This window comes from Colwellia sp. 6_MG-2023, assembly GCF_030547765.1.
In the GTDB taxonomy this organism is placed as follows: Bacteria; Pseudomonadota; Gammaproteobacteria; order Enterobacterales; family Alteromonadaceae; genus Colwellia.
In genome coordinates this window covers 39,657-66,652 of record NZ_JAUOPP010000024.1, presented here as the reverse complement: position 1 = coordinate 66,652, position 26,996 = coordinate 39,657, and the positions used below count along the sequence as shown (strand labels likewise).

Below are 26,996 nucleotides of genomic sequence, written 5' to 3'. Positions count from 1 at the left end.
TGAAAATGGATGATAACTTAATAAATGAAATGAAAAGAATCATTGACCGATACTCTTTCTGTGATGGTATTCATGCAACTAAGATTGATGGCTTACATTTTTATAAAATGTCCTCACTAAACGTTAGGTTACCTGTCATCTATCGGCCTTCTATTTATGTTGTTGTTCAAGGATGCAAACAGGTTTCACTGAACGGAGAAGTGTTTCAATATACTAATAGTAAATATTTAGTTGTTTCAGTTGATTTACCATTGATAGGTGAAGTGACGAATGCAAATAAGGACAAACCTTATTTATGTATTCAAATTGATATTGATATGAAAATAATGGCAAAGCTTGTCGCTGAGTTAAATCTTAAAGGCACTCATAAAACCAGAAAAGGGATTTTTGTTGGGAATATGGATGAGGTATTGGGTGAGCCTATTCTTCGATTGATGAAGTTGTTAGACGCACCTAAAGATATCCCTTATTTATCAGAAATTTACTTTCTAGAAATATATTATCGTCTTTTAAACACCCCTCATGGCTCTTCAATCATTCAAGCATCCTTGCATGGAAGTAATATGTATCGGGTGGCTAAAGTCATTGAAATAATGAAATTAGATATTGCGAAACCAAGGAGCATTGATGAATTAGCAGCAATGATTAATATGAGTACTTCTAATTTCTACAATCAATTTAAGAAAGTAACGGGTTTAAGTCCTTTACAGTATTTAAAGCAATTACGTTTAACCGAGGCTCGCCAAATAATGATTTCTAATAATACCAATGCAACAAAGACAGCTTATATGGTTGGTTATGAAAGCCCCTCACAATTTAGCCGAGAATATACTCGCTTATTCGGGGCTTCACCAAGAAGAGATATAAAAGCGTTTAGAAAGTAAACTTTCAATAACTGTTACAGGCTCAAGGCGCGGGATAATACCTTTTCTAAAAACAAGCTTTAATCTTTTCTTTAAAATGAATCACATCTTCTTTACTTGCTCGGTCTGCATTTTCTAAATAAAGATGCTGCTTAATGGCTAAGCCAGAGTAGCTATAAATACCTTTATCAGACGTTAATGAAAGTGCGCTTTGCATGCCACTGCTTTGGTATTCACTGAATGATTTTCCTTGGGTATTAATCACCACAACCTGCTTACCAGAGAGTAAACCTTGTTGAATACCATTAAGATAACTATAAGCGAATCCATAACTAAACACCCTATCAATGTAACCTTTTAATATCGCTGGTAAACCAGTCCACCAGATAGGATGAATAAAAGTGATGCATTCAGCCCAACTAATAAAATTCTGCTCTATAGCTACATCAGCGGAAACTCGACCTTCACGCTGCCCAGCCATATCAGCCAAGGATAAAACAGGATCGAAGCCTAATTGATATAAGTCTCTGACTATAACCTCTTGTTGTTGTTTTTTTAAATAAGTTTCGAGCGTCTCTTTTAATGAGTAATTTAAGCTATTTTGATTTGGGTGTGCAAAAACTATTAAGTGTTTCATCACTAACTCCGTTGTTGTTAATTAGTGTTGGCACTATAAAATCTAACAACAAATAAATATTGTAAGAAAACGAAATAGTTTAAGTACATATAGAATTACGAGAGGATATGTATTGGGAGGGAGTACAGTTAAGATAATACTTAAAATCACGAATAAAATGACTTTGATCGTAATAGCCGCAACTCAGAGCAATGGGCAACCAGTCAAGAGATGAGTTGTTGTGCAGCATTTTATCAAGATAGTGGGTCGTTTTTAAAAAACGTTGGTAACGATGTAGTTCTTTCGCCGTAAAACCAAAGTGTTTTTTGTGATGCACTTGCATATGACGAACTGATTTATGTAAAAAATCAGCCGCCATTTTAATAGGATCTGCAGTATTATTTCGAGCATTCAATAAAGGCCCAATTACTTGATTGCGAGCTGACAAGTACGGACGACAAAAATCTAAAATAAAGTCAATTCGCTCTGTATTACACTTTAACTTTTCAATTTCTTGCCAAATGGTTGTAAAACAGCGCTCATAGAATTTATTTGCAACACAATGAGCACTGTCGCTTTCATCAGCTGATGCGCCAAAAAAACGATAAAAAGCATCGTCTTTAAAATTTAAAACAAGTATTTCTGAGTTAGGCGGCATCAAGTAATCAATAGCCTGTTTGACTGGGCCTAGAAGAAGATATTTATCTATCGTGATTTGTGATTTATTCTTGTTAGTAAAGCTCAGTTTTGATTTAAAATTAAAAATACATAAGCTTTGAAATGAAGGAAATAATGTTCTTTTTATTGTATTTAAAGAGTTGTTTTTAGCATAATAAAAATGAGAGATAACATGCTTGAATTCGAAAGGAACTTCTAACTTCACTTGTTTTAAAAGTGTTTTTTGTTCGATAAAATCAATGCCATTCATTTTTAAAATACCTCTAGCAATATACTACATCGCTAAAATAGCGTTAGAGCAATTAAAAAGGCTTATAAGCTCCATACTATATAAGCCCCATACTATATGAGAGCCATTATTTTACTTTAGCAACGGCTTCGATTTCAATTAATGTATCAGGTGAAACTAGTGAGGCGACTCCAATCCCTGTCAAAGCAGGCCTTGCCCCTCCTAATGTCCCAGAAATAATAGGGATTATTGTTTCTAACTGCTCTTCAACTTCTCCTCTTACATAAACTCTTAATTGAAGAATATTACTGACTGAAGACCCTGCTTCTTTTAACACTGTAATCAAATGTAGAGCCGACATTCTAGTCTGCCCAGCTAAATTCCCCTTGTTTACCGTTAAGCTATTTTCCCAATCAACTTGACCCGAAATAAAAACTAAACCTAAATCCGTATCAATAGTCGCTTGTGACATACCAGAAGGGGCGCCATCATAAATACTAAGTGGGTTGATTCTTTTAATTGTCATTACCTTAAACTCCGTTTACGAACTTTTGTTCGATGAATTACCGAGGACATAAGATAACAATAACCTCTGTTTAAGCCGATCAACTCAGACTTGTTATTGTTACAAGCTAAGGCTGATTAACGTTTAAATAAAATTTTCTTTAATCAATTCAATTAGCCATTTCAATAAGGGGTCTCTTGAAGAGTTTTGATGATAAGCTGCGACCATTTCATATCCGGGCGGATATTTCTCAAGCGGTATTTCAAATACCCCTGGCACAGGGAGTAATCTTGAGGGGATAAAAGCTACCATGTCTGAGTGTAATAAAGATTTTTTAGCCATGAAAAATGAAGGGACAGATAAGACAACATTCCTCATTAAACCTTGCTGTTGAAACCAAGTATCTGCGGAACCAATAAAACTAGCAGTGCCAGGAGATGTAATAACAAAATCAAATTTAATTAAGGATTCAAGACTTACCAAATTATCAATATTGATATTTTTATTAGCTGAAACACACCGGTACTTTTCAGTAAATAACCCTACTGAAAGAAGTCCATCAGGTACATAACCACTTGTTGTAAAAACAACATCTATCAAACCTTGATGCATTTTTTTAGTTAGATTTACACTTTCTATATTAGTTACAATTATTTTTATTTTTGGAGCTTTTTTTCTAATTGCTTTGAGTGCAAATGGAAGTAATACTTCTTGGGCATAATCAGTTGCACAGATAACAAATGTACGGTCTATTTCGCTGAAGGGAGTCTCTTCATACATGGGAATATTATTCAAATGCACCAATACTTGCTGTACATGTGGCATGATCTGTAATCCATATGAGGTTGGTATCATGCCATGACCAGATCGAACAAAAACCTGATCACCTAACAAATGTCTTATATTTTTTAACTGCGAACTTACGGCTTGTTGAGAAATAGAAAGTTGTTCTGCAACTCCAGAAACAGAGCCACATTGATATAAAGCATCCAGTATTCTTAGGTGACTTACTTCGATATTTTTGATCAAATTTGCCTCGTTAATAATAAAATAAATTAACTTTTTATAAATTAAGATTTATTTTAGTATAAATCTTAATGATCCCTAAATTAAACTTAAACATGAATATTTAGTTGCGAATACCGTGAATATAGCGATTAATCCTAATATACCTCGTCCTCTTTTCTATGGATTGATTTCAGGAACATATCACCTAGTTGGCATATTGATTGTTTGTTCAATTCTTATGTATATGCGGTAAAATTATTGCAGTTAAACGAAATGTTAATTGTCAAAAATGATTGCGGATTTAATGTGATTCGCAATCAATCTATATAATTTAAAAAATTCTCAATATAAAAGAAGGGGTACTTAAAAGTATATGCCAAGCTAAAATGTTCAGGCGGGTGTCTAACTTACCTTAAACTCATATCATGATTGCTTAGCACGATTTGAAAAACACAATAATTGTTCTTATGCTGTCTAACTATTAACGGTTAAATTATTTTATGCTTTAGCCAAAGTTAACTTATCTAAAGTAACTTCACCAAAACGTGTTAATAAAAAATCTTCCGAAGCCTTGAGTGCGTCACCTATTTCCCTATTAACCGCTTTTTCGATTGGGCATTCTGTATATTCGTCACTTAACCCGATAGTAAATACTGAACTTTCGCCCAATGCATTGTGAATATCAAGTAAGGTAATATCTTTTAGCGCTACATTTAAACGCCAACCACCACCGTGCCCTTTTACAGACGTGACATAGCCTTGTTCACGTAGACAGCCCATTGTGCGCCTTACTACAACTGGATTAGTATTTAGCATAGTGGCGATATGTTCAGAGGTCGCAGCTTCTTCCATATGATCCATATGGATTAGAATATGAAGCATGCGTGATAATCGACTGTCTTTTCTCATAAAATCTTCGTTTTTTATTTACAGAATGAATAGAAAAACTATATCACGAAACTTTTAATGTTTCATGTGTTGACTTTGATAATTCATGTAACTTATTATGTTTCGTGAGTTGGATTCATGAGGAATAAAAATGCAACAAGATGTAATCATTATAGGTGGCAGTTTTGCTGGTCTATCCGCGGCTATGCAATTAGTAAGAGGTCAACGTAAAGTCACAGTTGTTGATGCAGGTAAACCAAGAAACCGTTTTGCTAAACACTCTCATGGTTTTTTTGGTCTTGATGGCCAAGCCCCAAAAGCCATAAAACAAAAAACATGGCAACAATTACTGGAATATGACACCGCAACGATTATTGACGCAGAAGTCATCAATGTTGAAAAAACAGGTGATGGCTTTACTATTCAACTAAGTAAGCAAAGTCAATTAAGTGCTAAAAAACTAATTTTAGCTACAGGTTTACAAGACATACTGCCTGATATCAAAGGGATAAAGTCGCGTTGGGGGAAAACCGTTGTTCACTGCCCTTATTGTCATGGTTATGAATTGCGTAATCGTTCTTTAGGTGTTATTGCCACCGGCCCTATGTCCTTACACCAAGCTGGTATGATCCCAGACTGGGGAGTAACTACTTATTTCTCTCAAGGAGAGCACTTTCCTGATACCGAACAAAAAGTATTTTTACAGCAGCGCGGTGTTCGTTTTGAAGATACGCCTGTTATAGAAGTTTTAGGTGAAGGCACAGATATATCTGCAGTTAAGCTAGCTGATGGACGAGTTATTGAAGTTAAAGGCTTATATGTCGGTCTAAAAACACAAATGGCTAGTTCAATCCCTAAACAACTAGGTTGTGAATTTACTCAAGGTCCTATGGGAGAGATAGTTATTACTGACGATTTCAAACAAACCTCGATTAAAGGAGTATTTGCTGCCGGGGATATTGTTAATCCAATGCAAAATGCTACTTTTGCTTCCGCTTCTGGTGTCATGGCTGGTGTTGGCGTACATCATCAATTGATACAGGAATTATTATAATACTTAATTAGTATTCACCATAAAAGGCTAATGCATATGTTGGGACGCAAAGATACTCCAGAATTTTGGGAAAATAGCTTCAAAGAAAAACAGGCTATGTGGGGATTTGAGCCTACTAATTCAGCTAAGTCAGCACTTGAGATGTTTAAAAATAATGATTTAAAAACCCTTTTAATCCCTGGATTTGGTTATGGCAGAAATGCCAAAATATTTTATGACGATGGATTTGATATTACAGGAATTGAAATATCACAAACAGCTATTGAAATAGCAAAAGCACATTATGGTAATACCATGAAAATATATCATGGTAATGTTACTGATATGCCGTTTGATAATAAAATATACGATGGTATTTTTTGTTACGCCCTAATACATTTATTAGGTGAGAACGAGCGTAAAAAACTAATACGGGATTGTTACCTGCAACTTAAACCTAATGGCTACATGATGTTTGTCACTATATCTAAGAACACTGCAACTTATGGTGAAGGAATTGAGCTCAGTAAAAATAGATTTACAACCAAACATGGCGTCAATTTATTTTATTATGATACAACCACAATTCATAGTGAGTTTACTGAATATGGTTTAGTGGGAACCAAAGAAATGAATGAATCATCACAAACATTATTGTCGATAATATGTAGAAAAACTCTATAGTATTATTGCTAGATTTGTCATAATTATTTTAATTTGAAATTGTCTATGATTAACGTTCTGTATAAATATTTATTTAACTAATTGAGTAATCAATTGATTTACTTGTTGTATAGCCGTCTAAGGATAAAATTCTATTGATATCTGGTATAAATTGTCAGTTATTATATTTCACTAATAAAAAACGCTGTGATTAGTACTATTGACACTAACCACAGCGTTTAACGTTTTGCTTTACACTGTCACATTAAAATCTGTAACTGGCTCCTACAGTGATGCGACGCTCTGTTAAACCTTGATAACAAAGTAAGCCGCCTTCATTCACACATGATTGTGTAATATCTGATTCAGTTAAGTTTACACCTTCAATACCAACATTAAGTTGTTCGTTAATGTCATAGCTAATACTGGCATTAAGTTGTCCTCTATCTTCTTGTACAACGGGGAAGCCCCAAGGGAAGCTAGTAGTACTGCCAAAATCTTCAGATCGGTAGGCTTCGCGCCATGTATAACGAGCTCTGGCTGAAAGGCCATATTTTTCATAATACAGTGTGAAGTTATAAGCATTTTCAGATAAATCGGTCAGTCCTTGTACACGAGTTACATTAATATCTTCAATGCCTGTTGTTAAGGAGAACACTTCATTAGCACGGCTTGTTGCGGTATCGAATGCTTCACCACCAGAAAACTCTTGTTTGGTATAGTTAGCAATAACACCAAAACCAGAAGCCCAGCCTAAGTCATCTTCGAAGCTAGAAAGATCATACTGAACGGCGACTTCTATCCCTTTTTGTGTAGTTTCACCAGTATCATTGATTGTGGTCGAAAACGGTACACATACGCCAACACCAATATCAGGGCCAAATACATTGATGTCTGCTATTGGGTTGAAGATACCGCCAGCTTCACATGGGTCAGTTATATCACGATATCCTGTAACAGGATCTTCATAAGGATCCTCTTGTTGGCTAACATGAAGATTGCTACGTTTTTTATGAAAAATACCAATACTTAATACACTTGCTTCGGCAAAATACCATTCGGCTGATAGATCAAATGACGTGACTTCTTCAGGAACCAAGTTTGGATTACCGATAGCGACAGCAGGGTTCGGGCTAGTATCAAAGGTAAATGAGGTTGATAAGTCGTCAAAGTCAGGACGTCGAATATCTTTACCCCAACCTGAACGTATAACTATATCGTCAGTTAAGTCTACGCTTAGGTTTATTCTAGGTAATAAGAAGTTATAATCACCCGTTGTTGTTACTTTTGATACTAAGTCATTTCCATTCGCATCCGTAGTGGTTGAATTACCAATAGATTTAACGTCAGTTGTTAAATAACGTAGGCCGAAATTTCCTCGGAATATATCGTATTCGAAATTTGCTTGTGCATATAGTGCGTTAGTTTCTTCTTCAATATCAAAGAAACCGTCTGAGCTTGATGTTGGTGCATCAAGTGCGATTGAGCCTCCGATTGTGTCGATAGCATTTTGTAATACCGCTAAAGCACCATCTTGATCAGCAGCGACAAGTTCGGGATCAAGTTGTAGATAATCACGAACATATAACTCTCTTCCGTCAGCATCGTTAAAGTTAGTCGGTCCAGGAATAAGAAGCCCTGCGAATAAATCACCTGTTGGGCTATCAGACATGTTTCTTAAACCAATACTACTGATAACGGTATCTTGAACGCTTGATGTTTTACTATAACGATAACCAAAATCTACGGAGGTTATTACAGAGTCTAAGTAATAACTAAAGTCCATTCTAAACGCGTCTTCACTATTATCAGCTGTACTTCTACCTATTTCTACATCGCGTAGTACCGTATTACTTGGATCAAGCAATTGAGCCGTCGTTGGCGCATTTGCTTCGCCTGATGCTATGCCAAATGCTAATGATCCACCGGTTAAATCATATTGGAAAGGGGTGCCGTTTTCATTTGAAGCATTTGTTGCAACATTTGGGTTAATGAAGTTTAGTGTAGAGTTAAAGCTAGGTGTAGTTGTATCCGATTTCGATGATGAAGCTTCGATAGTGACTTTAAGGTTATCACCTTGCCATTCTCCGCCAATTCTAAATATTTCGCTTTTTGTTAGGCGTGAGTTTGTATCACCAGAAAAGCGAAGGTTTGGATCGGCACCGCCATCTTCAACCGGAATTACCCCTTGAACTGCGGCTTGTATAGAGCCAAGATCTTGACCATCTATTGTGCCAAAGTTAACGGTTTCAAATTCAGTAGGAATTGAAACATTGATAAGATCACTAACACCAGACGCTTGAACCCTTGAACTTTCTTCGCGGCGTTCTTGATCATTAATAACAGCATCGAAATAGAGTCTAGTATTGTCATTTGGCGCCCATTCTAATGAAGAGGCTATATTTATCGTTTCAGATTCGTAGTTATCGTAATCTTGAACAAAGAATTGAATTGGTAAGAAGTCGAATGATTGAGCACTAGCAACACCACTATTGGATGCTACTGAGTTATCACGATCTGATCTAGGGCGAAATGCGGTTGCTTCTTGCTCTGCGTAGTTCGCACTGATGACAATACCAAATGTACCAGCATCAGTTTCCCAATTATCGCCAAAGGTACCTGATAGTCTAGGTTTTAAGCCGCTATCACTTGATAAACTGCTATTTTCACCTTGTACTCTTAAGGTCGCTAATGTGTCGCTTAGTTGAAGAGGGCGGATAGTTTTTAAATTAATTGTTCCGCCTACAGAGCCTTCAATCGTCTTTGCTTCAGAAGCTTTCGTTACTTCAACAGCAGCGATAATACCTGCTGAAACATCTTCAAAGTTGATACCACTTCGGCCAGTACCTGAGCCTACGGTAGAAACACCATTGATTTCTGTTCTATTTGCGTTAGTGCCACGAATTTGTACGCCTGTACCTACACCCGCTGTTCTTGTAATTTGTATACCAGTCACATTTTCTAAAACCTCAGCAAGATTTTGGTCGGGTAATTTACCAATGTCTATGGCTTTAATTACCTCAACTAGGTTATTTGCATCACGTTTCTCTAAAAGTGCGCTAGTAAGAGAGCTACGTATTCCCGTAACCTCTATTACTTCAACTTCCGGTGTATTTTGTGCGGATTGAGCTTCTTGTGCTGAAACAGAAGGTACAGCCAATAATGTGGCTAAAGCGGCACAATATAGTGCCGAATGTGAGCTACGGTTTTGCAGTACAGAGCTTATTTTATTTAATTTAATTTTCATGAATTCCCCTTTTACTACGTAATGTTGTATTTATTGTTTATGTAAATAAATCGCTTACAAGATGTAAAACCACAAAACAAATCGTTTTACTAAACCGATTTACTAAGGTAAAGTTAACATAAAATAACCAAATGTCAATATTTCAATACTTAGACCTTTGTCATATATAAGCGTTAAACCAACGATGAAGCAGGGTAAGGTTTTAAAGTTATCTTGTTGTGTTTTTTCGTAAGGCTCTCATCAAGGAGAGAAATTAAAATCGTTGTGATATGAAATAATAGTAGTTAGAAATTTAGTTGACCAAGTGATTTCACATCAGTAAGATAATCGTTTTAGTAAATCGGTTTAGTTATCTTTTGGTTTGATAACCTAAATAAGGAAAAGCAATGAAAATTAAAGAAATAAAAGTATTCGTGTGTAGTCCAGGAAGAAACTTCGTTACAGTGAAAGTGATTACTGACGAAGGTACTTATGGCTTAGGCGATGCAACAGTAAATGGCCGTGAAATGGCGGTAGTTGCCTACTTAGAAGAACACGTTGTTCCCTGTTTAATTGGTCGTGATCCACAAGAAATTGAAGATATTTGGCAATATTTATACAAAGGTGTTTATTGGCGTAAAGGGCCAATCACTATGGCGGCTATTGCCGCGATAGATATGGCGCTTTGGGACATTAAAGGCAAAATCGCGAATTTACCTGTATATCAATTATTAGGCGGAAAAAGTCGTAAAGGCGTTACTTTTTACGCGCACGCTAACGGCGAAAATATTGACGATACCCTAGATAAAGCACAAGAGCATATTGAAAATGGTTTTAAAGCTATTCGCTTACAGTCTGCTATCCCTGGTTTAAAAGTCACTTATGGTGTACTTGGGGATAAAAAGGATTACTTTGAATTGCAAGGTAGCCGCCCATTACCACCAGAGGAAGAATGGTCAACCGCTAAATACTTTAATTCGATTGTTGAGCTATTTAAAAAGGCGCGTGAACGCTTTGGTTATGAGGTTAATTTTACCCATGATGTGCATAGTCGCTTAACGCCTATTGAAGCCGCAAAACTAGGTAAATTACTAGAGCCATATAATTTATTATTCCTTGAAGATGCCGCCATTGCTGAAAACCAAGAAAGTTATAAAATTGTTCGTCATCACACAACAACGCCTTTAGCTATTGGTGAAACGTATAACACCATTTGGGACTGTAAAGATCTAATTCAAAATCAATTAATTGATTATATTCGTGTGGCCGCAACTCATGCTGGCGGGATAACCGCACTTAAAAGAATTACTGATTTTGCCAGTGTTTATAACGTTAAAACGGCACCACACGGTGCACCTGACTTATCACCCGTATGTTTTGCTGCTCATATGCATTTAAATATTTGGGCTCCTAACTTTGGTATTCAAGAGTTTGTTGGTTTTGGTAACGAAAGCTTAAATCGCATTTTTAAGCATAAGTTCACTGTTGAAAATGGTATGGGGATGATGAGTGAAGCGTCTGGTTTAGGAGTGGAATTTGATGAAGAAGCAGCAGCAGAATATCCATACAAACGTTCATACTTACCGGTAAGTCGATTAGAAGACGGTACGCTTTGGAACTGGTAATTAACTGTATTAGTAGAGAAATTTAGAATGTTTTTTTCAAATAATTCCCTACAAAGAAAGAATAAAGACATCTATTTATAAATATTAAAGTATTAGGAATAAATCATGAGTAATAAAGTAAAAGTATTAGTGCACGGTACTGGTTTTGCCGGACAAGGTCATGCTGAAGCATTTAGATACGCTGGCGCAGAAATAGTCGGCATAGTCGGTAGAACAGAGAGTGTTGTTAAACAAGTGGCTCAAGATATGGAAATTCCATACGCAGGTACTGACTGGCAACAAGCCTTAACAGACTGTAAGCCTGATGTTGTGTCAATTGCCACGCCGGGTGGTGCGCACGTTGAACCTATTAAGCAAGCGATTGCTTTTGGTTGTCATGTGTTTTCAGATAAGCCATTAACTGCCGATGGCAGTACTTCAAAAGAATTACATGAATTAGCCGTTGCTAAAGGAGTAAAAACAGCTTTTGCTTCAAGCTTTAGATACATGCCTGAAATATTACACGCTAAACGTTTAGTTGCTGCTGGCGCGATTGGTGAGCCATTAGAAGTTGAATGTATTTCGCATTTTAATTTAGAGCGTGATATTCCGTTTGGTTGGTCACATCGTCAAGAAGATGGAGGTGGTCGTTTAAACAATAACTTCACGCACATGATGTCGATTGTAACTTCGGTTGTTGGTGAGAAGATCTTATCAATTATGGGCGAAGTGCGTGACGATTTAGGCAAAGCGCCAATTGTAGAAGGTGTTCATAACTTTAAAACCCGTCGTGACTTTATCCCTGAAGATATTAATGATCCGTCATTAAAATGGTGCGAATCTAACGTTGAGTGGTCTTATAACGTGTTAGCACAATTAGAAAGTGAGTTTGCTAAAAAACCGGTTTCAGTAATGTTCAAGCACGGCGGTTTACATCCTCGTTTTAATGAAGATCATATCGTATTTTATGGTAGTAAAGGCGCTATTTACATTAAAGGTCATTACGGCGCAGGTCCACTTTACTTATATGGTGAAAGCAATGGCGGCGATGCTAAAGAGTGGCTAGAGCAAGCATTACCTGCTGATATTGCTGCCGATATTCCTAATGTTGAAGGTGATACCGAGCGTAACTGGCGTTACCTTATTCGTGAAATGGTTAAAGATATTGAAGGTGAAGACGTTCCTCCTTACCAAACCTTTAAAGAAGGTAGTCAGTATCAGCAACTTATCGACTTAATTCGTAAAAACGATTATTGGGTAGACGTAAGCAAACTTTAATAAAAGGGCGATAACATGATCTATGATTACGCAGTAATAGTTGGTTACTTCCTGTTAGTTGTTGGTATTGGGTTTACCTTCAAAAAAATGGCAGCTAAATCAACAAGTGATTACTTTCGTGGCGGCGGCAGAATGTTGTGGTGGATGGTAGGTTCAACCGCCTTTATGTCACAGTTTTCAGCGTGGACTTTTACCGGTGCAGCCGGTAAAGCCTTTACTGATGGCTTTGCGGTAAGTTTAGTGTTTTTTGCCAATACCTTTGCTTATTTTTGTGGCTGGGCATATTTTTCGTATCGTTTTCGCCAAATGCGTGTTGATACACCAACAGAAGGAATTAAACGGCGTTTTGGTAGCCAAAATGAATTGTTTTTCTCTTGTGCATTAATCGTATTCAGCTTTTTAAATGCTGGTATTTGGTTAAATGCTTTAGGTGTATTTACCAGTGCTGTGTTTGAAGCTGATATTAACGTTACCATTATTGCTACTGGTTTAGCTGTATTGTTTATTTCAGTATTATCAGGTGCTTGGGGTGTAGTTGCATCTGATTTTGTACAAACCTTAGTGGTTGCTGTGGTATCTATTGCTTGTGCTATTGTTGCATTAGTCATGGTTGGCGGCCCTGTAGAGCTAGTTACTAAGTTCCCGTCTGATTTTATCATGGGGCCTGATATGAATTATGGTTTGCTATTGGTGGGAACCTTTGTGTTCTTCCTTGCTAAACAGCTTATAACCATTATGAACTTGAATGATTCATTTCGTTTTTTAAATGCGAAAGATTCTGACAATGCACGCAAAGCTTCATTACTTGCCATGGTGTTAATGGGGATTGGCAGTATTATTTGGTTTATTCCACCTTGGGCGTCAGCCATTTTGTATCCTGATGCTGCACTAGCTTATGCCGACCTTGGTAATAAAGCATCAGATGCGGTCTATTTAGTCTTTGCAAGAAATGCGATGCCTATTGGTACAGTCGGCTTGTTACTCGCCGCGTTATTTGCAGCGTCTATGTCGTCAATGGATTCAGCACTTAATAAAAACTCAGGTATTTTTATTCGTAGTATTTACCAACCGTTTTTAGCGAAACGTAATCGAATTGTTGATGACGCGCATTTATTAAAAATGGGTAAGATACTAAGTTTTGTTAGTGGTTTACTGGTTATTGTAATGGCGTTATTTTTCAAATCGTTAAAAGAGCTTAGCTTGTTTGATTTGATGATGTCTTTCTCGGTCATGATCCAGGTACCTATTCTTATTCCATTAATATTTGGCTTGTTTATTAAGAAAACGCCGTCTTGGGCTCCGTGGGTAACAGTAGTAATTGGCTTGTTTGTTTCTTGGTTTGTGATGAATATACTGACCCCAGATGTGTTCTCTCGTTTTATTGGTATACCTGAGTTTACGCCAAGAGAAGCAACAGACATGAACTTAATATTAACCATAGGGGCACATTTAGTTATTACTGCTGGTTTCTTCTGCCTAACATCATTGTTTTATAAAGAAGAGAAAGATCAATATAAAGAACAAACCGATGAGTTCTTTAAAGACTTGGTTAAGCCAGTAATTGCTGATGGTGAGCAAGATGATTATGACCGTCAACAGCGTAATAAATTAGGCTCTATGGTGATGTACATGGGCTATGGTATTTTCATGATGACATTAATACCTAACTCATGGTGGGGGCGTTTAATTTTCGTTTGTTGTGCATTAGTTATTTTGGGCACCGGGTTTTTATTAAAAAAAAGCGCGAGTCCAAAGCAAATTACAGCACAAATTTAAGGTAAAAAAAGCAACTTAAAATATATTTTTATTAGGATTTATTCGGCGCTACAAACATTATTGATGTAGCGCCTTTTTTATATAAAGGTTAGTTAACAAATAATAGTTACAACAATATTTAAAGTTATAGTTTAAGTAAGCGCAATAAAATTTGGAGGGAGTTCCGTATGAGGTTAACAACATTAGCAACAATACCTAAAAATCTAACACGTTGGGTTTTATTAACAGGCGTACTATCTTTTATTTCGGGTTGTTCTAGTGACAATCAACAAAGCATAGCGACACAAGCTGTACAACTGACTCATGGTATTGATGAGACGGCAGGAGGTGTGTCTAGCTATATCATTACTACAACCAATGCGACTTATTACCTTGAAAAGGAAGGTGGTGGTTTATCAAGTATGCTAGATAAGGAAGGGGTAGATTGGATCGGTTTTCATAATGAAAAAGGATCAGGTCATAAAGGTGAATATCGCGGCTTTCCTAACGCCATTCATAAACAAGACGGTAATTACTTTCATGCGCTAAATGCTGGAACAGACTTATCAACGTCGGTGATTGATATTGACACTAAACAACATGTTCGTATTACATTCACATCAGCAAACAAAAAGTGGGAAGGGCAATGGGATTTTTATCCTGATCGCTTAGATTTTACTATGAGTAAAGTGAGTGCTGGATACAAGTATTGGGTGCAGTATGAAGGGGTGCCTTTTGGGGAAATGGATGATACTGATTTTTGGTTTAGCGCGAATAATAACAAGAAGAACTTAATCAATGACCCCTTTTTAGGTGACCTACCTTCGCCTGAATGGATCGCTTTTGGTGATGAAAAAAGCTCACGTATGCTTTATTTATTGCATCATGAAGATGATGAGTATCCAGATAACTATGTTAGTCGCCCTGATATGACGGTATTTGGTTTTGGCCGTAGTAATAAAGACAAATACCTACAGACACCACAAACGTTTTCCCTTGGTTTTGTTGAGTCGGTGAATTATGAAAAAATAAAAACGGTTATTGAAAAAGTGATGCAATAATCGGCTGATGGAGTTAAGTGATGAGTGGGTAACGAAGAGAATCACGCTTCATTGATTAGTACTAAAGTAAGTCTGTTTTTAGGTAAATATTATGTGCAGCGTTATTAGTTTGTTTGTATTAACGTTGCCTATCTCATTCTTAGCCACGATTAAAAAAATAGAAAGCCGGTATTGCCGTAACACCTTTTTCGAGTATATTTTGTTTTTTGTCTACTAATATTTTTGGCGTAGGTGCATATACATCACCATAAGAGGGACCTGATATAACGACTTTCTCAGACAGCTGTTGTTGAATCTCTATGGGTAAACGGCCGGTAAATATAATAGCTTCAGGGTCTAATAAACTTTGAATAGCTTTTAATGGAAATTTCATCGATTCAATACAAGCTGTAATCCAAGATGCTATATTGGTATCACCAGCATGAAATGCAGCAACTATTTTTTCATTTGTTACCGGTTCATCCCAAAGATTACTAAGATAGCTGTATAATGATCCTTCTGTTGGTCTAATCGCATTAAGGTCTTTATTGAATAGTGTCGCCACTTCTCCTGCATTTCCGTAGGTTCCATTCACTAATTGCCCTTCAAACACGAATCCGCCACCAATATCTAAGGTAAATAAAAGTAAGAAAAAACTATGGAGCTTAGCGCCTTCTGTTGATAGTGAAAAACCAATAGAAGCGGCACAGCCATCATTTTCAACATAACATGGGCAGCTATATTTATAAGCAAAGGTTTTTTGCCAGTCAATTTTAGACCAACCTTGAGGATCTTTCTGAGAACAAACACCACCTTCTACGTTAGTGAAAAAGCCAGATATCGATATACCAATACCTAATATTTTCAGGGTAGGATCTATTTTTGAGTAGATGTGGTCAAGCATTTCTGTTGCTGATTTTATCGCAATATCAGCAGTTAAAAATGTACCTTTTTGACTTATTCTTAATAAGTTATCGCCACTTAAATCATCGACAATAACGACAATTTTATCATGTTCAAAAACAATGCCAATAGAAGCAAAAACACCGGGAATTATACGTAAATAAATAGCAGGTTGACCTCTTAACCCTGACACTTTTGAGTCAACAGAAATAATTTTTAAGTCGATTAACTGTTTTGTGAGGCGTGTTAATGTTTGGTTTGATAAACCGGTTGCTTTTGCTATTTCTGCACGAGTAGCCTTATTGTGGCGCTTGAGGTATTCAAGTACTTTTTTATGGCTAAGGTGTAATTGTTTTTCTATTTGTAACGTAGATTTTAATGCTGAATGCTCTGGCACAACACTTCCTTATTCTTATAAAAGAGCTATTCCGCACTGCTCTAGATGAAATATATAACTCACTAATATAACAATATCATATAATTAAATTTTCTACTATGGAGGTATTTAGCCTGTTTACTATAACGCGTTGTACAGGTTTTAAAGAATGTACTTCGTTTTACAATAACGAAATACATTAGTTTTTATAACACTAAAATTAAAACAATCGAGAGCCCTTTAGCTCTCGATAGTAAAGATGCCTAACATCAATTAAAACTTATGCGTTACACCTAGGTTTACAGTTCTACCCATAATGCGGTTATGGTATAAAACCCCTTCACCCGTCATTTCTACACTATCTTCAGATGTTAAGTTAGAGCCATTAATATAAACCTTAGTATTTTCTGAAACGTTATATAGTAGTTTCGCACTTAAGGTTGTTCTAGCTTGGTTATATTGATCACCATTAGCATCACTTGGGTTAAATACAGTCGGTAATTCAGCTGTTCTGTTTAATGAAAGACTCGCATCGAAATTATCATCAGTATAAAGTAATGAAACATTTACAATTGAATCAGGTTGATAAAGTAAGAAATCAACTTTACCTCTTTCACCTTTGGTATCAAATGTAGTATCCATAAAAATAGCATTTGAAGAAATACCAAAGCTATTATATGGCTCAGGTAAATATGATACAAAGCTTAACTCAACACCTTTGATGGTTGCTTTTGAAGCATTTACAGGTTGAGTTACTTCATCATAGGTAACACCATCGATAGTAACATCAGTTAACGTTTCAACTAATATTTCATCTTTAATATCTTTAGAAAAGAAGCCTATAGTAGCCATGCTATCAGAAGTGAAATACCACTCTAATGATAAATCTAGGTTAGTTGATAAACGTGGTTTAAGATCTGGATTAGAGCGAGTAAGTGTATTTTGTAAACCAATACTTTCCAGCTCTCCTGATGGCGATATTTCAGGGAAAGCTGGACGACCTAATGTCTTACTGGCTGCAAATCTTAAGATTAAATCATCTTGAATGTTATAGTTTACTAATAGTGAAGGTAGTATAAAGTCGTAAGAGCCACTATTTTCACTTGCTTCGTACGTCCCATCTACTTCTCTAAAGCCAGAGCCGTCAGTAGTTGTTTTCTCATAACGGAAGCCTAAGATCGATTGGATTTTTTCTGACTGGTATACACCTTGAACAAAAAGTGATACTACTTTTTCATCTATAGCATAATCAGCGCCAAGTCTATTTGAGTCAAGGTTCTCAAATCGAAAGATACTAGTATCAGACAATGATGGAGTAACTGTTTTGTTTATTTCATTAATGTCAGCAAAAAATGCAGGGAAGCCACTGCTAGAGCCTGGAGGTGATAAGTCGCTTGAGTTTTCAGCAAATACATCACTTAAAGAAAAACCAGTTCCCTCAACGGTTTCATTGGCGATATCGTAATGAGTTGTTAAGTCGAAGTCATAGCTTCGTTCAGTTGTTCTATATTGAACACCTGTTTTTAGGCCCCAACCTTCATCATCAATATCAGCATTGTAGGCAACATCTATAATAGCGTCGAGCACTTCTTCTTTTGCTTTCTCAGGCAACATATTACGGTACAGTAAATTATATTGACTAGGATCGAAGTAGCTTTCAGGTGATGGACTAATAACACTTAGGCTAGGCTCTGTGATATTACTACTGTCAAATGCAATATCAGTAACCCCACCTGTTCTCATATATAAATAATACTCAGCTTCTCTTGAGTTATTAGCTTCAGAGTAGCCTGCTTTTGCATTAAAAGTAAAATCGTCATTAATAATTTTGTTTATACCAGCCTGGAATAAGGTAAGGTCGGCTTTATTAATAAATTCACCTACTTCAGAAAAAGCTGATCTACCTGTTCCAAAAGCAACATCTGAATCATCAATACGTAATGTACCTGATTGACCGCTAGCATCTAATGTTAAGCCTTCTGCACTTGATGGAATACGTACGTCTGATTTATTATGGTTAATTGTTTGGTCAAGGTCATTGTATGCTGTTGTAAACCAAAGATAAGTGTCATCATCAGGTGTCCAATCTAATTTAGCTGATAAGCCTATGCGAGTTGTTGGTGCTGATTCAGAAAGTATTCTGTGTTCTCTAACCACTCTGACATCTTCTTGGGTTGGAAAATCGATACTACGTGAACGACCACGGGTTAATTGTGAAGGTTTACCGAGATCACGTTTGTTATAACTACCCGATAGGGCTATGCCTATATTTTCAGTAATTTGACCAGCATAAAGTGCTTCTAGTCTTAAAGGATCATCTACGCCTTGTACAGCGTCATCTATTTCGGCCACACCCGTTTCAGCTGTTACTGTAAATAATGGTTCTGCTAAGTCTACGCCTTTTCGGGTTATAAAATTAATTTGTCCACCAACCCCTCCAGGGTTCATTTCAGGGGTAAAGGTTTTAATTACATCGGTTCTTGCCGCTAAGTTTACAGGAAAAGCATCAAGATAAACGGCTCTATTTTCAAAGTTTGATGTTGCCAATGTTAACCCATCTAATAAGGTAATATTTAAATCAGGACGTATGCCTCGAATACTAACAAATCGAACTTCTGGACCACTTGAGCCGCCACTACCACGACCACTTAAATCTTCAAAAGGGTTAAGTCCAGGTACTTGTGCAAGTAACTCTGCAGCATTACCTACAGGTAATCCACCTATTTCATCTTGGCCTATAGAGTCAACGATTTGTGCAGAGTTTTGCTTCTGAACAATCACATTTCGACTTACTAGCCTAGTACCGGTAACTCTGATAGTTTCAACTTCAGCTTCTTTCTCTGCTGCTGTACTCTCAGCAGCATAAGCAGAATTTACTGGGGATACGTTATAAATTAACCCTAATAAAACTGCGGCGGAGACCTTATTAAACTTGTTTAATGATTTGTTTGTTTTTTTAAAATTTCTCATATTAACCCTTAATTAATTTTTGATAGGAACTACAGTAGACATTTGTTTTCTTTTTACGAAAATTCTTATTTAAATTAAATACCGTTAGGTGATTTAATATACACGTTTGATTATCTTTTGCAATGATTTAGGTTTTTTTTACTTGTTTTTTTTGGTTTTTATTCTTTCGTTTATTTTTATTTTGTTGTTTTTAAAGGTTTTATATTGTTTTGGTTGTTTTGTTTTTATATTAAATAAGTACTGTGTTTGAATTTAATCGTTTTTTTTAGCTGTTTTTTTATGCTTTAAAAGTGTTTTTTATCATGATACCTCAAAAAACAGCATCATTAATTTCCTTTGTGGTATTTAATTGTTGTAAGTTGCGTTTTTTTTAGGTAGGTTAAGTCTCTTAATGGTATTTAAGTTTTTGTTCACTTTTTCTGTCTTGTTTGCATATCGATTCGAGTAAAAATTGTATTGTTATTAAAGAAAAACATGCGAGTAAAATGAAAAATTAATGAGGTTTTAATGGAACGTATGGGACATGAAAAATATTTTTTAGGTATTGATGGCGGTGGCTCTAAGTGCCGAGCAATTGTTGTGTCTAACAATAATGAAATATTAGGAGAGGGCGTTTCCGGCCCTGCTAATCCAGTGAATGGTTTGGATATAACAATAGCTTCAATTGTTGAGTCCGCTAGATTAGCACTTGAAAATGCGCATTTAGATAATGTTCAATTAAGTGATCTTATTGTTGGAGCTGGCATTGCAGGTGTAAATTTACCTATGTTGTATAAGCAATTAACTGACTGGGAGCATCCTTTTAAAGTTTTTTATTTAACAACTGACATATTAATCGCTTGTTTAGGTGCCCATAATGGTGATGATGGCGCTGTAATGATTACTGGAACAGGCTCTTGTGGCTTCTCGTATGTGGATAATAAAACTATGGTTGTTGGTGCTCATGGATTTCCGCAAGGTGATAAGTGCAGTGGGTCATGGTTTGGATTAAAAGCCGTTCAATATGCATTGCTTGAACTTGACGGTATTATTGATTCATCTGTTATGAGTAGTAAAATCAGAGAACAGATAAATATTTCTAGTGCTGTTGAACTAGTGGAAGCAACTTCGGGTCAAACAGCTGGATTTTATGCTCAGTTTGCGGGTATTGTTTTTAATGCTGCTAATAATAATAATGAATTTGCTTTAAAACTAGTGAATGAAGGTGCTGACTATATTAATAAAATGGCGAAGTTATTAATGAACAATAACCCTCCACGTATTTCTATGCTAGGTGGTTTGAGCCCATTACTTATTCCTTGGTTAGCTGCTGATGTGCAAGATATGTTATCTCCCCCTTTGAGCCCTCCGGAGATAGGAGCAATATTTTTTGCTCAGCAGCAAGATAGTATCGCTTGCTAAATTGATGCAATTTAATAAATTTTAACTTAACTAATCTTTATATAGTGGGACAGAAAATGAAAAAAAGTATAGTGATTGCTCTAGCAATGATGGGTATATCTGCGTGTAGTAACCAAAATGTATTAACAGAGGAAGTAGCAACTTATTCCTCACCTAAAAACATTATTATGGTTGTTGGAGATGGTATGGGGCCTGCGTATATCACAGCCTATCGTTACTATCGTGATAACTTGAATACTGCAAACGTAGAACAAACAGTATTTGATCGTCATTTAGTTGGGTCAAGTAGTACATATCCTGCCTTGGTGTCTGGTTATGTAACTGACTCCGCTGCGGGTGCTACTGCTTTATCAGCGGGGGTAAAAAGTTACAATGGTGCGATTGGAGTAGATGTAAATAAAAAACCGGTTGAAACGGTTTTAGAGTTTGCAAAAAAACTAGGTAAAAAAACGGGTGTTGTTGTAACAAGCCAGATAAACCATGCTACGCCAGCAAGCTATTTATCTCATAATGAAAGTCGACAAAATTATAATGAAATTGCAGATAGTTATTATGATGAAAAACTAAATGGGCTCTTCAAAATGGATGTTATGTTGGGTGGTGGTTGGAAATACTTTTTGCGTGAAGATAGACAATTAGTAGATGAATTTAAAAGCGCAGGGTTTCAATATATAGATAAATATCAACAATTAGATACGATTGAATCAAACCAACCTGTTATTGGTTTATTTGCAGATGTCGGTTTGCCTTGGGCGCTGGATGATGTGATTCCAAATCGTTTATCTGTAATGGCAAAAGCAGCGGTTAAACAATTAGATAACGAAAACGGTTTTTTCTTACTTGTAGAAGCTAGTCAAGTTGACTGGGGCGGACATAGTAATGATATTGTGGCTGCTATGGGCGAGATGGATGATTTAGCTAAAACGTTAGAATATTTTGAGCAGTATGTTAAAAATAACCCTGATACTTTAGTGGTTGTAACCGCAGATCATAGCACTGGTGGTTTAACGATAGGGGCGAATGGTACTTATGAATGGAAACCTGAAACGTTAAAAATCATGAAGCATTCCCCTAAATTTATTGCGAATAAACTAACGGATGAAGAAGTAACAGCAGAATCTACCCAGTTATTATTTAACTTTGAGCTTACCGATGAAGAGTTAACATCTTTGCGTATGATTAAACAGCATACACAAATAGAGAGTAAAGAGGCTGATGATAAGGGAAATCCATATAAAGATAAAGATGCGAGTCAAGTTAATACCGAGCTATATAATGCAATAAAGCTTATCGCTGATCAGAGAACGAATACAGGATGGACTACTTCGGCGCATACTGCGATAGATGTACCTGTTTTTGCTTTTGGGTCACATAGTAAAGAATTTATAGGGTTAAATAATAATATTGATATTGCGAACAAAATTTTCACCTTGTTAGGTAAATAAGATTAATTAACCTAAGACGCTAAGTTACATGCAATGGGGAGGTTTAACTCCCCATTATTTATAATAATATTCTAATTAAAACGATCAATTTTTTGAAAACAGTTATCAATAAATGAATAACTCTTACCAATATAAATAGCACTTCTGCTATAAATACGTTTAAATACCCCACACAAGCCCGAGTAAATAGTGGCTATGTTAATAAATACTAATTCAACAATGTGCTTTTAAATCTGAGTTGAGCTCTATGGATAAGTTTTTGGCCATTAAGCTTAGGTTAGTTAAATCAATATAACAGTAGATTAAGGAAATATAATGGTTATGAATACCATCTCAAAATTTTGTAAATTTATGGTAATCCCTTTATTGCTTGGCTTCCCTATTGCGGTTATTGCATATCGTCTACAGCTTTGGTCGATGGGTGTCTCTTTTCAAATAATTAAATATACTGGCTATGTTAGTATTGCGGTATTTTTAATCGCGATATTGGTCACTTTATTTGCCTTATTTAAAAAACAAAAAGAGGTTGCTAAAACCTGCGTAGTTGTTGCTTTATTATTAGCAATTCCGGTAATAGGGCTATCAAAGCAAGCAGCTAAAGCTAAATCTTTACCATTCTTGCACCAAGTAAGTACTGATACGGTTAACTTACCTGCATTTGATGTGATTATTGCATTACGTGGTGATACGAGTAATCCATTAGATTATGATTGTGAAAAACTCGCACCGTTGCAGCAGGCAGCTTACCCTGAATTACAATCTATTCTATCAGAATTTAGTACTGAGCAAGTGTTTACTAAAGCTGTTGATACGGCAATGGGTTTAGGTTGGGAAATTGTTGCTAAGAATCAAGATGAAGGTAGAATTGAAGCGGTAGATACTACTTCATTGTGGGCGTTTAAAGACGATATCGCTATCCGCGTTCAACAAACTGAGACGGGGAGCAAGATTGATTTACGTTCAATCTCGCGTGTTGGTGGTACTGATCTTGGTGCCAATGCCGAGCGTATAAAAAAATTCATCACTGTATTTAACGTTAACTAATCAGTGGATAAATATGATATTAAAAAGGCTGTTGTTATTATTAACAACAGCCTTTTATATTTAAGAAAACTTAACTAAGCCGTGATCAACTTGTGTTTGTTAAAAGTACCATGGCGCGTTAATTCTGATTTTATTCATTACTCAAAATTACCTATTTGTCGTTTACGTTTTATTTTACGCGTAAGAAATGTTACTAACCCTGTGCCAGATAAGATAACAAGACTCAAACCGGTTAACAAAACAAGTATACTTCCGCCAAGTTTTCCAAAGCTATATCCGCCATGTAAAGAGAGAAGCATTCCGGTTGCTTGAGCCGAAAGGCTTAATGTTTCAGCGTTTTCAATATAGACCAAGTTTTTACATGAACTATGAACAAATATACGGCTGTCACCGTCACGTTTGTTGTTATCTTTACTTGATCTATACGTCAACATATAAGGACCATTTTTTTTGTTAGGAAGAAAAAATATCGCTAACTCTTTCGTTGGAAATGCTTTTATCCCAGCCATTTCCGCGTCAGAGGGGGTTATAGTTTCATGACAAGTTTTTTCAAACCCTGCACTGTCAGGTACTTCATAAGTGGGAGGCGATAACAAAGGAGAAAACCAAGCGGGTTTAGCTAAAGCTAGACCGGTTAAGCAAAAATAAACGATAAATAATGCACTCCAAGCACCAAGCCATAAATGCCAAGTAAAACAGATCTTTTTTATGTCACGACGAAAATCTATGCGCGTTAATTTTTCCCACGTTGTTCCTTGTTTTAAACACCATAAATAAATCCCGGTAATAACAAAAAACAATAACAATATAGATAAAATACACACAAAAATAATGCCTGTATTACCGAGTAAAAATGAATGATGAAAATCAATTAATTCATGTGCAAAAGCACCATTTAAAGGAAAGTCTCCTTTAAACTTTGCTATCCATGGGTCAACACTCAGCATTCTTATACCATCTATGGCGTCTGAGCCAGAAGGCATACCAAATACCATTGCGGTTTCAACATCGTCGACTCTACTGTGCGGCATTAAAACGCCTATCGTTTGAAACTGGTCTTTATATCCTGTTTTTGCCGTATCAATCAACTGAGTTACACTGACGATTTGTGTCGTTTGAGTGGGAGGGCTTGCTCGTAGTATATCACCGTACTGCACTAAAAATAGTTGGCCTACAAAAGCAAGCATAGCTCCAGAGCCGGCAACGAGTATAATAAATATTGCCGACAAGCTACCTAACCATCCATGTAAAAAAATCAACGTTTTTCGAGCTGATATAAACATTAGAATTGAGCCTCAACGCCCAAAATGAAGCTTCTTGGTTGTACTAATACTGCGTTATCAAAAGCGCTATCTGGTTGCTCACTTCCTTCAGGTGCTTTACCTGGATAACGCGCTACAGAACTATCTATATCACCGATATTTTTAATAGAGCCATAAATTCGTATATATTCGAAATCATAAGAGATTTTTGCATCAGCGATGATATAACTCTTGGTCTTCGCGTTATCCCTATTATTAACATCTGTAAAATAACCATTCGTAGAGCTAGTTACCATGCTTGCCGACCATTGGTTATGGGTCCAAGAAAAACCTAAATTCGACGTTATACTCGGGGCAGTTAATAACTCATTTCCCTCAATGCCTGAGCCTGGATATTTACTGATGTTAGTATTCAATAAACCAAGGTTCATAAACACGTTAAAACTAGGTGTTACGGATAATGTAGCACTTAGCTCTATACCACTTGTTTCAACACGATCAGCATTACGCACAACAAATGCTTCATCTCTAGAGTCATCTGGTGTTAGGTCAAATGGTAATTGCATGTCTTTGTAGCTAGAATAAAAAATATTTTGTGTTAAAAATAGATCACCATCTAAAAACTCTTGGCGTCCATAAAGTTCAGATGTCCATACATATTCAGCATCATATTCGTAATTAACAATAGGGAAGGTAAACGTAATTCCGCCACCACCCGCATTGTAGCCTCGTGAAATTTGAGCTCCCCAACTAGTTGTTTCGTTTTGCTGCAAATTCACACCTAACTTAGGTAATAAAGCACGATAAGTTTCATCGACAAAAATAGAGACTAATTCTCCTGTAGGGTCACCACCATTACGTTGATGATGTTCTTGTTCGTAACGTAGCCCGAAAGAAAGATCAATGTTCTGATTGAGTGGTAACACCGTTTCATTGTATGCGGCTATAGTATCGGATTTATCTTTAAAATTTTGCCCACCGAAAAATTCAATAAATTCATCTTGATCTGCTTGATGGTAATACAAACCACTCACGGTAGATAACCCTGAATCTGTTTCATAATAAATTCTTGGCTCTAGTACTATTTCCGTAGTCTCTATCGTCGCATTACTCGAGTTTGGAGCGGCTTTACGTTTAAATTTAAATTGTGTTGTTGAGGTACTAAATGTTAAGCGTGTCGTGTCTGAAATGTCAGTTTTAAAATCTGCTGCCACAGAAGTAGTTTTTGGGTTATGTACAGGCTGTTGTGGAAAGTTAGATAACTTATCGTCAAAGGGTTTGGTTATTATTTCACTATTAGGCGCTGTATAATCAGTTTGAGAAAATGTTAATAATAACTCGCTACCTGGAGAAAAGTCAGGCGTGATGAGTACCTTTCCTCGTAAAGATAAGGCATTTACTTCACCTGGATTATCGACACCCTCGTATGATGTATAATTAACAGGAGACTCTCGTTTGTACAAATCACCAGAAAGACGAATTGCTACTTGATCTTCAATAATCGGTGCGTTGATCATTGCTGATGTTCTACGTTGTTGATAGTTGCCAGTTGCTAATTGTATTACTGCTTCATTATTAAAACTTGGATCATTAGTCTTTATAATGACAGTGCCCGCAATTGCATTTCTACCAATTAAAGTACTTTGTGCGCCTTTAAGTACTTCAATACGGCTAAGGTCAAATATACCTATATCACCAAAAACAATTTCGTTATAGCTTGCTGGGCGGTTATCTATTTGCCAACTTAAACGTGAGCGACTACCTGCAAAAAATGCATTAGCGTTTTCAGAGGCTCCTGTTCCATCAACACCACGAACAGTAGGCGCTTTACCTGTGCCTGTTACAACGGAAACGTTTGCTGCTGAATTTAATATATCGCGCACTGTATTTAAACCCGCACGATTTTGAAGTATTGATTCATCTAATATTTCTGTGCTATTTGCCGTTTGATATATAGATCGTTCAATCAATTCACCTGTAATAATAATTCGCTCTGTTTTTTCTTTTTCTTCTTTATTTGTATTTTCTTCAATCTCTTGTGAATATGCTGATGAGCAATTTACAATCATTGCCACACAAACACTTAAGCATGGTAGTAACTTCATTTCCCTTCCTTTATATTTAATTATATTACTCAATTGCGAATAATTATCATTCATTGTAAGATGTTTGGATTTTTGATACCACTCCAAATAGGGGGATATCACTC

The 26,996-nt window shown here is 36.3% G+C and carries 20 protein-coding genes; 10 read left to right on the top strand and 10 right to left on the bottom strand.

The window, feature by feature from the left end; genetic code table 11:
* Nucleotides 1–5 precede the first annotated feature (5 nt).
* Nucleotides 6–884, top strand: coding sequence for an AraC family transcriptional regulator (locus Q4503_RS14865; protein ID WP_303602750.1), 879 nt, complete (start codon nt 6–8; stop codon nt 882–884).
* A gap of 46 nt (nt 885–930) precedes the next feature.
* Here Q4503_RS14865 and Q4503_RS14860 read toward each other — a convergent pair whose 3' ends face one another.
* From Q4503_RS14860 to Q4503_RS14840, 5 genes are all read right to left on the bottom strand, one after another.
* Nucleotides 931–1,500 (bottom strand): NAD(P)H-dependent oxidoreductase, encoded by a 570-nt coding sequence (locus tag Q4503_RS14860; RefSeq protein ID WP_303602749.1) that lies wholly within the window; start codon nt 1,498–1,500, stop codon nt 931–933.
* A 79-nt stretch (nt 1,501–1,579) separates the two neighbouring features.
* Nucleotides 1,580–2,407: a helix-turn-helix domain-containing protein gene (locus tag Q4503_RS14855; protein WP_303602748.1), complete on the bottom strand. Its 828-nt coding sequence runs from the start codon at nt 2,405–2,407 to the stop codon at nt 1,580–1,582.
* Between the two features lie 106 nt (nt 2,408–2,513).
* Entirely contained in the window at nt 2,514–2,912 is a 399-nt protein-coding gene (locus tag Q4503_RS14850; protein ID WP_303602747.1) for a RidA family protein, read from the bottom strand.
* Nucleotides 2,913–3,035: 123 nt separating this feature from the next.
* The gene (locus Q4503_RS14845; protein WP_303602746.1) at nt 3,036–3,920 is read right to left on the bottom strand and encodes a LysR family transcriptional regulator; all 885 of its coding nucleotides are present in this window, start codon (nt 3,918–3,920) and stop codon (nt 3,036–3,038) included.
* 477 nt (nt 3,921–4,397) lie between these two features.
* Nucleotides 4,398–4,808: an Rrf2 family transcriptional regulator gene (locus Q4503_RS14840; RefSeq protein WP_215971462.1), complete on the bottom strand. Its 411-nt coding sequence runs from the start codon at nt 4,806–4,808 to the stop codon at nt 4,398–4,400.
* Between the two features lie 130 nt (nt 4,809–4,938).
* Between Q4503_RS14840 and Q4503_RS14835 the strand changes: the two genes are divergently transcribed.
* Together Q4503_RS14835 and Q4503_RS14830 are read left to right on the top strand one after the other, a co-directional pair.
* Nucleotides 4,939–5,841 (top strand): NAD(P)/FAD-dependent oxidoreductase, encoded by a 903-nt coding sequence (locus Q4503_RS14835; RefSeq protein ID WP_303602745.1) that lies wholly within the window; start codon nt 4,939–4,941, stop codon nt 5,839–5,841.
* A gap of 36 nt (nt 5,842–5,877) precedes the next feature.
* Nucleotides 5,878–6,504, top strand: coding sequence for a bifunctional 2-polyprenyl-6-hydroxyphenol methylase/3-demethylubiquinol 3-O-methyltransferase UbiG (locus Q4503_RS14830; protein ID WP_303602744.1), 627 nt, complete (start codon nt 5,878–5,880; stop codon nt 6,502–6,504).
* 244 nt (nt 6,505–6,748) lie between these two features.
* On the opposite strand, the gene Q4503_RS14825 is transcribed toward Q4503_RS14830, so the two are convergent.
* Nucleotides 6,749–9,730, bottom strand: a complete 2,982-nt coding sequence (locus Q4503_RS14825; protein ID WP_303602743.1) for a TonB-dependent receptor — start codon at nt 9,728–9,730, stop codon at nt 6,749–6,751.
* A 386-nt stretch (nt 9,731–10,116) separates the two neighbouring features.
* Between Q4503_RS14825 and manD the strand changes: the two genes are divergently transcribed.
* The 4 genes from manD (at nt 10,117) to Q4503_RS14805 (ending at nt 15,407) form a co-directional block, all read left to right on the top strand.
* Nucleotides 10,117–11,334, top strand: a complete 1,218-nt coding sequence (gene manD, locus Q4503_RS14820; protein ID WP_303602742.1) for a D-mannonate dehydratase ManD — start codon at nt 10,117–10,119, stop codon at nt 11,332–11,334.
* 105 nt (nt 11,335–11,439) lie between these two features.
* Nucleotides 11,440–12,591 (top strand): Gfo/Idh/MocA family protein, encoded by a 1,152-nt coding sequence (locus Q4503_RS14815; RefSeq protein WP_303602741.1) that lies wholly within the window; start codon nt 11,440–11,442, stop codon nt 12,589–12,591.
* 15 nt (nt 12,592–12,606) lie between these two features.
* Nucleotides 12,607–14,367: a transporter gene (locus tag Q4503_RS14810; protein ID WP_215971456.1), complete on the top strand. Its 1,761-nt coding sequence runs from the start codon at nt 12,607–12,609 to the stop codon at nt 14,365–14,367.
* A 167-nt stretch (nt 14,368–14,534) separates the two neighbouring features.
* Nucleotides 14,535–15,407, top strand: a complete 873-nt coding sequence (locus Q4503_RS14805; RefSeq protein ID WP_303602740.1) for a hypothetical protein — start codon at nt 14,535–14,537, stop codon at nt 15,405–15,407.
* A gap of 139 nt (nt 15,408–15,546) precedes the next feature.
* Here Q4503_RS14805 and Q4503_RS14800 read toward each other — a convergent pair whose 3' ends face one another.
* Nucleotides 15,547–16,686: an ROK family transcriptional regulator gene (locus Q4503_RS14800; RefSeq protein ID WP_303602739.1), complete on the bottom strand. Its 1,140-nt coding sequence runs from the start codon at nt 16,684–16,686 to the stop codon at nt 15,547–15,549.
* A gap of 252 nt (nt 16,687–16,938) precedes the next feature.
* Entirely contained in the window at nt 16,939–19,635 is a 2,697-nt protein-coding gene (locus Q4503_RS14795) for a TonB-dependent receptor (protein ID WP_303602738.1), read from the bottom strand.
* A 507-nt stretch (nt 19,636–20,142) separates the two neighbouring features.
* Between Q4503_RS14795 and nagK the strand changes: the two genes are divergently transcribed.
* From nagK to Q4503_RS14780, 3 genes are all read left to right on the top strand, one after another.
* On the top strand, nt 20,143–21,036 hold the full coding sequence (gene nagK / locus Q4503_RS14790; protein WP_303602737.1) for an N-acetylglucosamine kinase: 894 nt from the start codon (nt 20,143–20,145) through the stop codon (nt 21,034–21,036).
* Between the two features lie 56 nt (nt 21,037–21,092).
* On the top strand, nt 21,093–22,481 hold the full coding sequence (locus tag Q4503_RS14785) for an alkaline phosphatase (protein WP_303602736.1): 1,389 nt from the start codon (nt 21,093–21,095) through the stop codon (nt 22,479–22,481).
* Nucleotides 22,482–22,802: 321 nt separating this feature from the next.
* Complete coding sequence (locus Q4503_RS14780; RefSeq protein WP_303602735.1) at nt 22,803–23,525, top strand: DUF1499 domain-containing protein; 723 nt, start codon at nt 22,803–22,805, stop codon at nt 23,523–23,525.
* Nucleotides 23,526–23,662: 137 nt separating this feature from the next.
* On the opposite strand, the gene Q4503_RS14775 is transcribed toward Q4503_RS14780, so the two are convergent.
* Nucleotides 23,663–24,808 carry a PepSY domain-containing protein gene (locus Q4503_RS14775; protein WP_215971450.1) on the bottom strand — a complete coding sequence of 382 codons (1,146 nt, stop codon included), beginning with the start codon at nt 24,806–24,808 and terminating at the stop codon, nt 23,663–23,665.
* The gene (locus Q4503_RS14770; RefSeq protein ID WP_303602734.1) at nt 24,808–26,892 is read right to left on the bottom strand and encodes a TonB-dependent receptor; all 2,085 of its coding nucleotides are present in this window, start codon (nt 26,890–26,892) and stop codon (nt 24,808–24,810) included. Before Q4503_RS14770 ends, Q4503_RS14775 begins: the two co-directional genes overlap by 1 nt.
* Between the last annotated feature and the right edge of the window lie 104 nt (nt 26,893–26,996).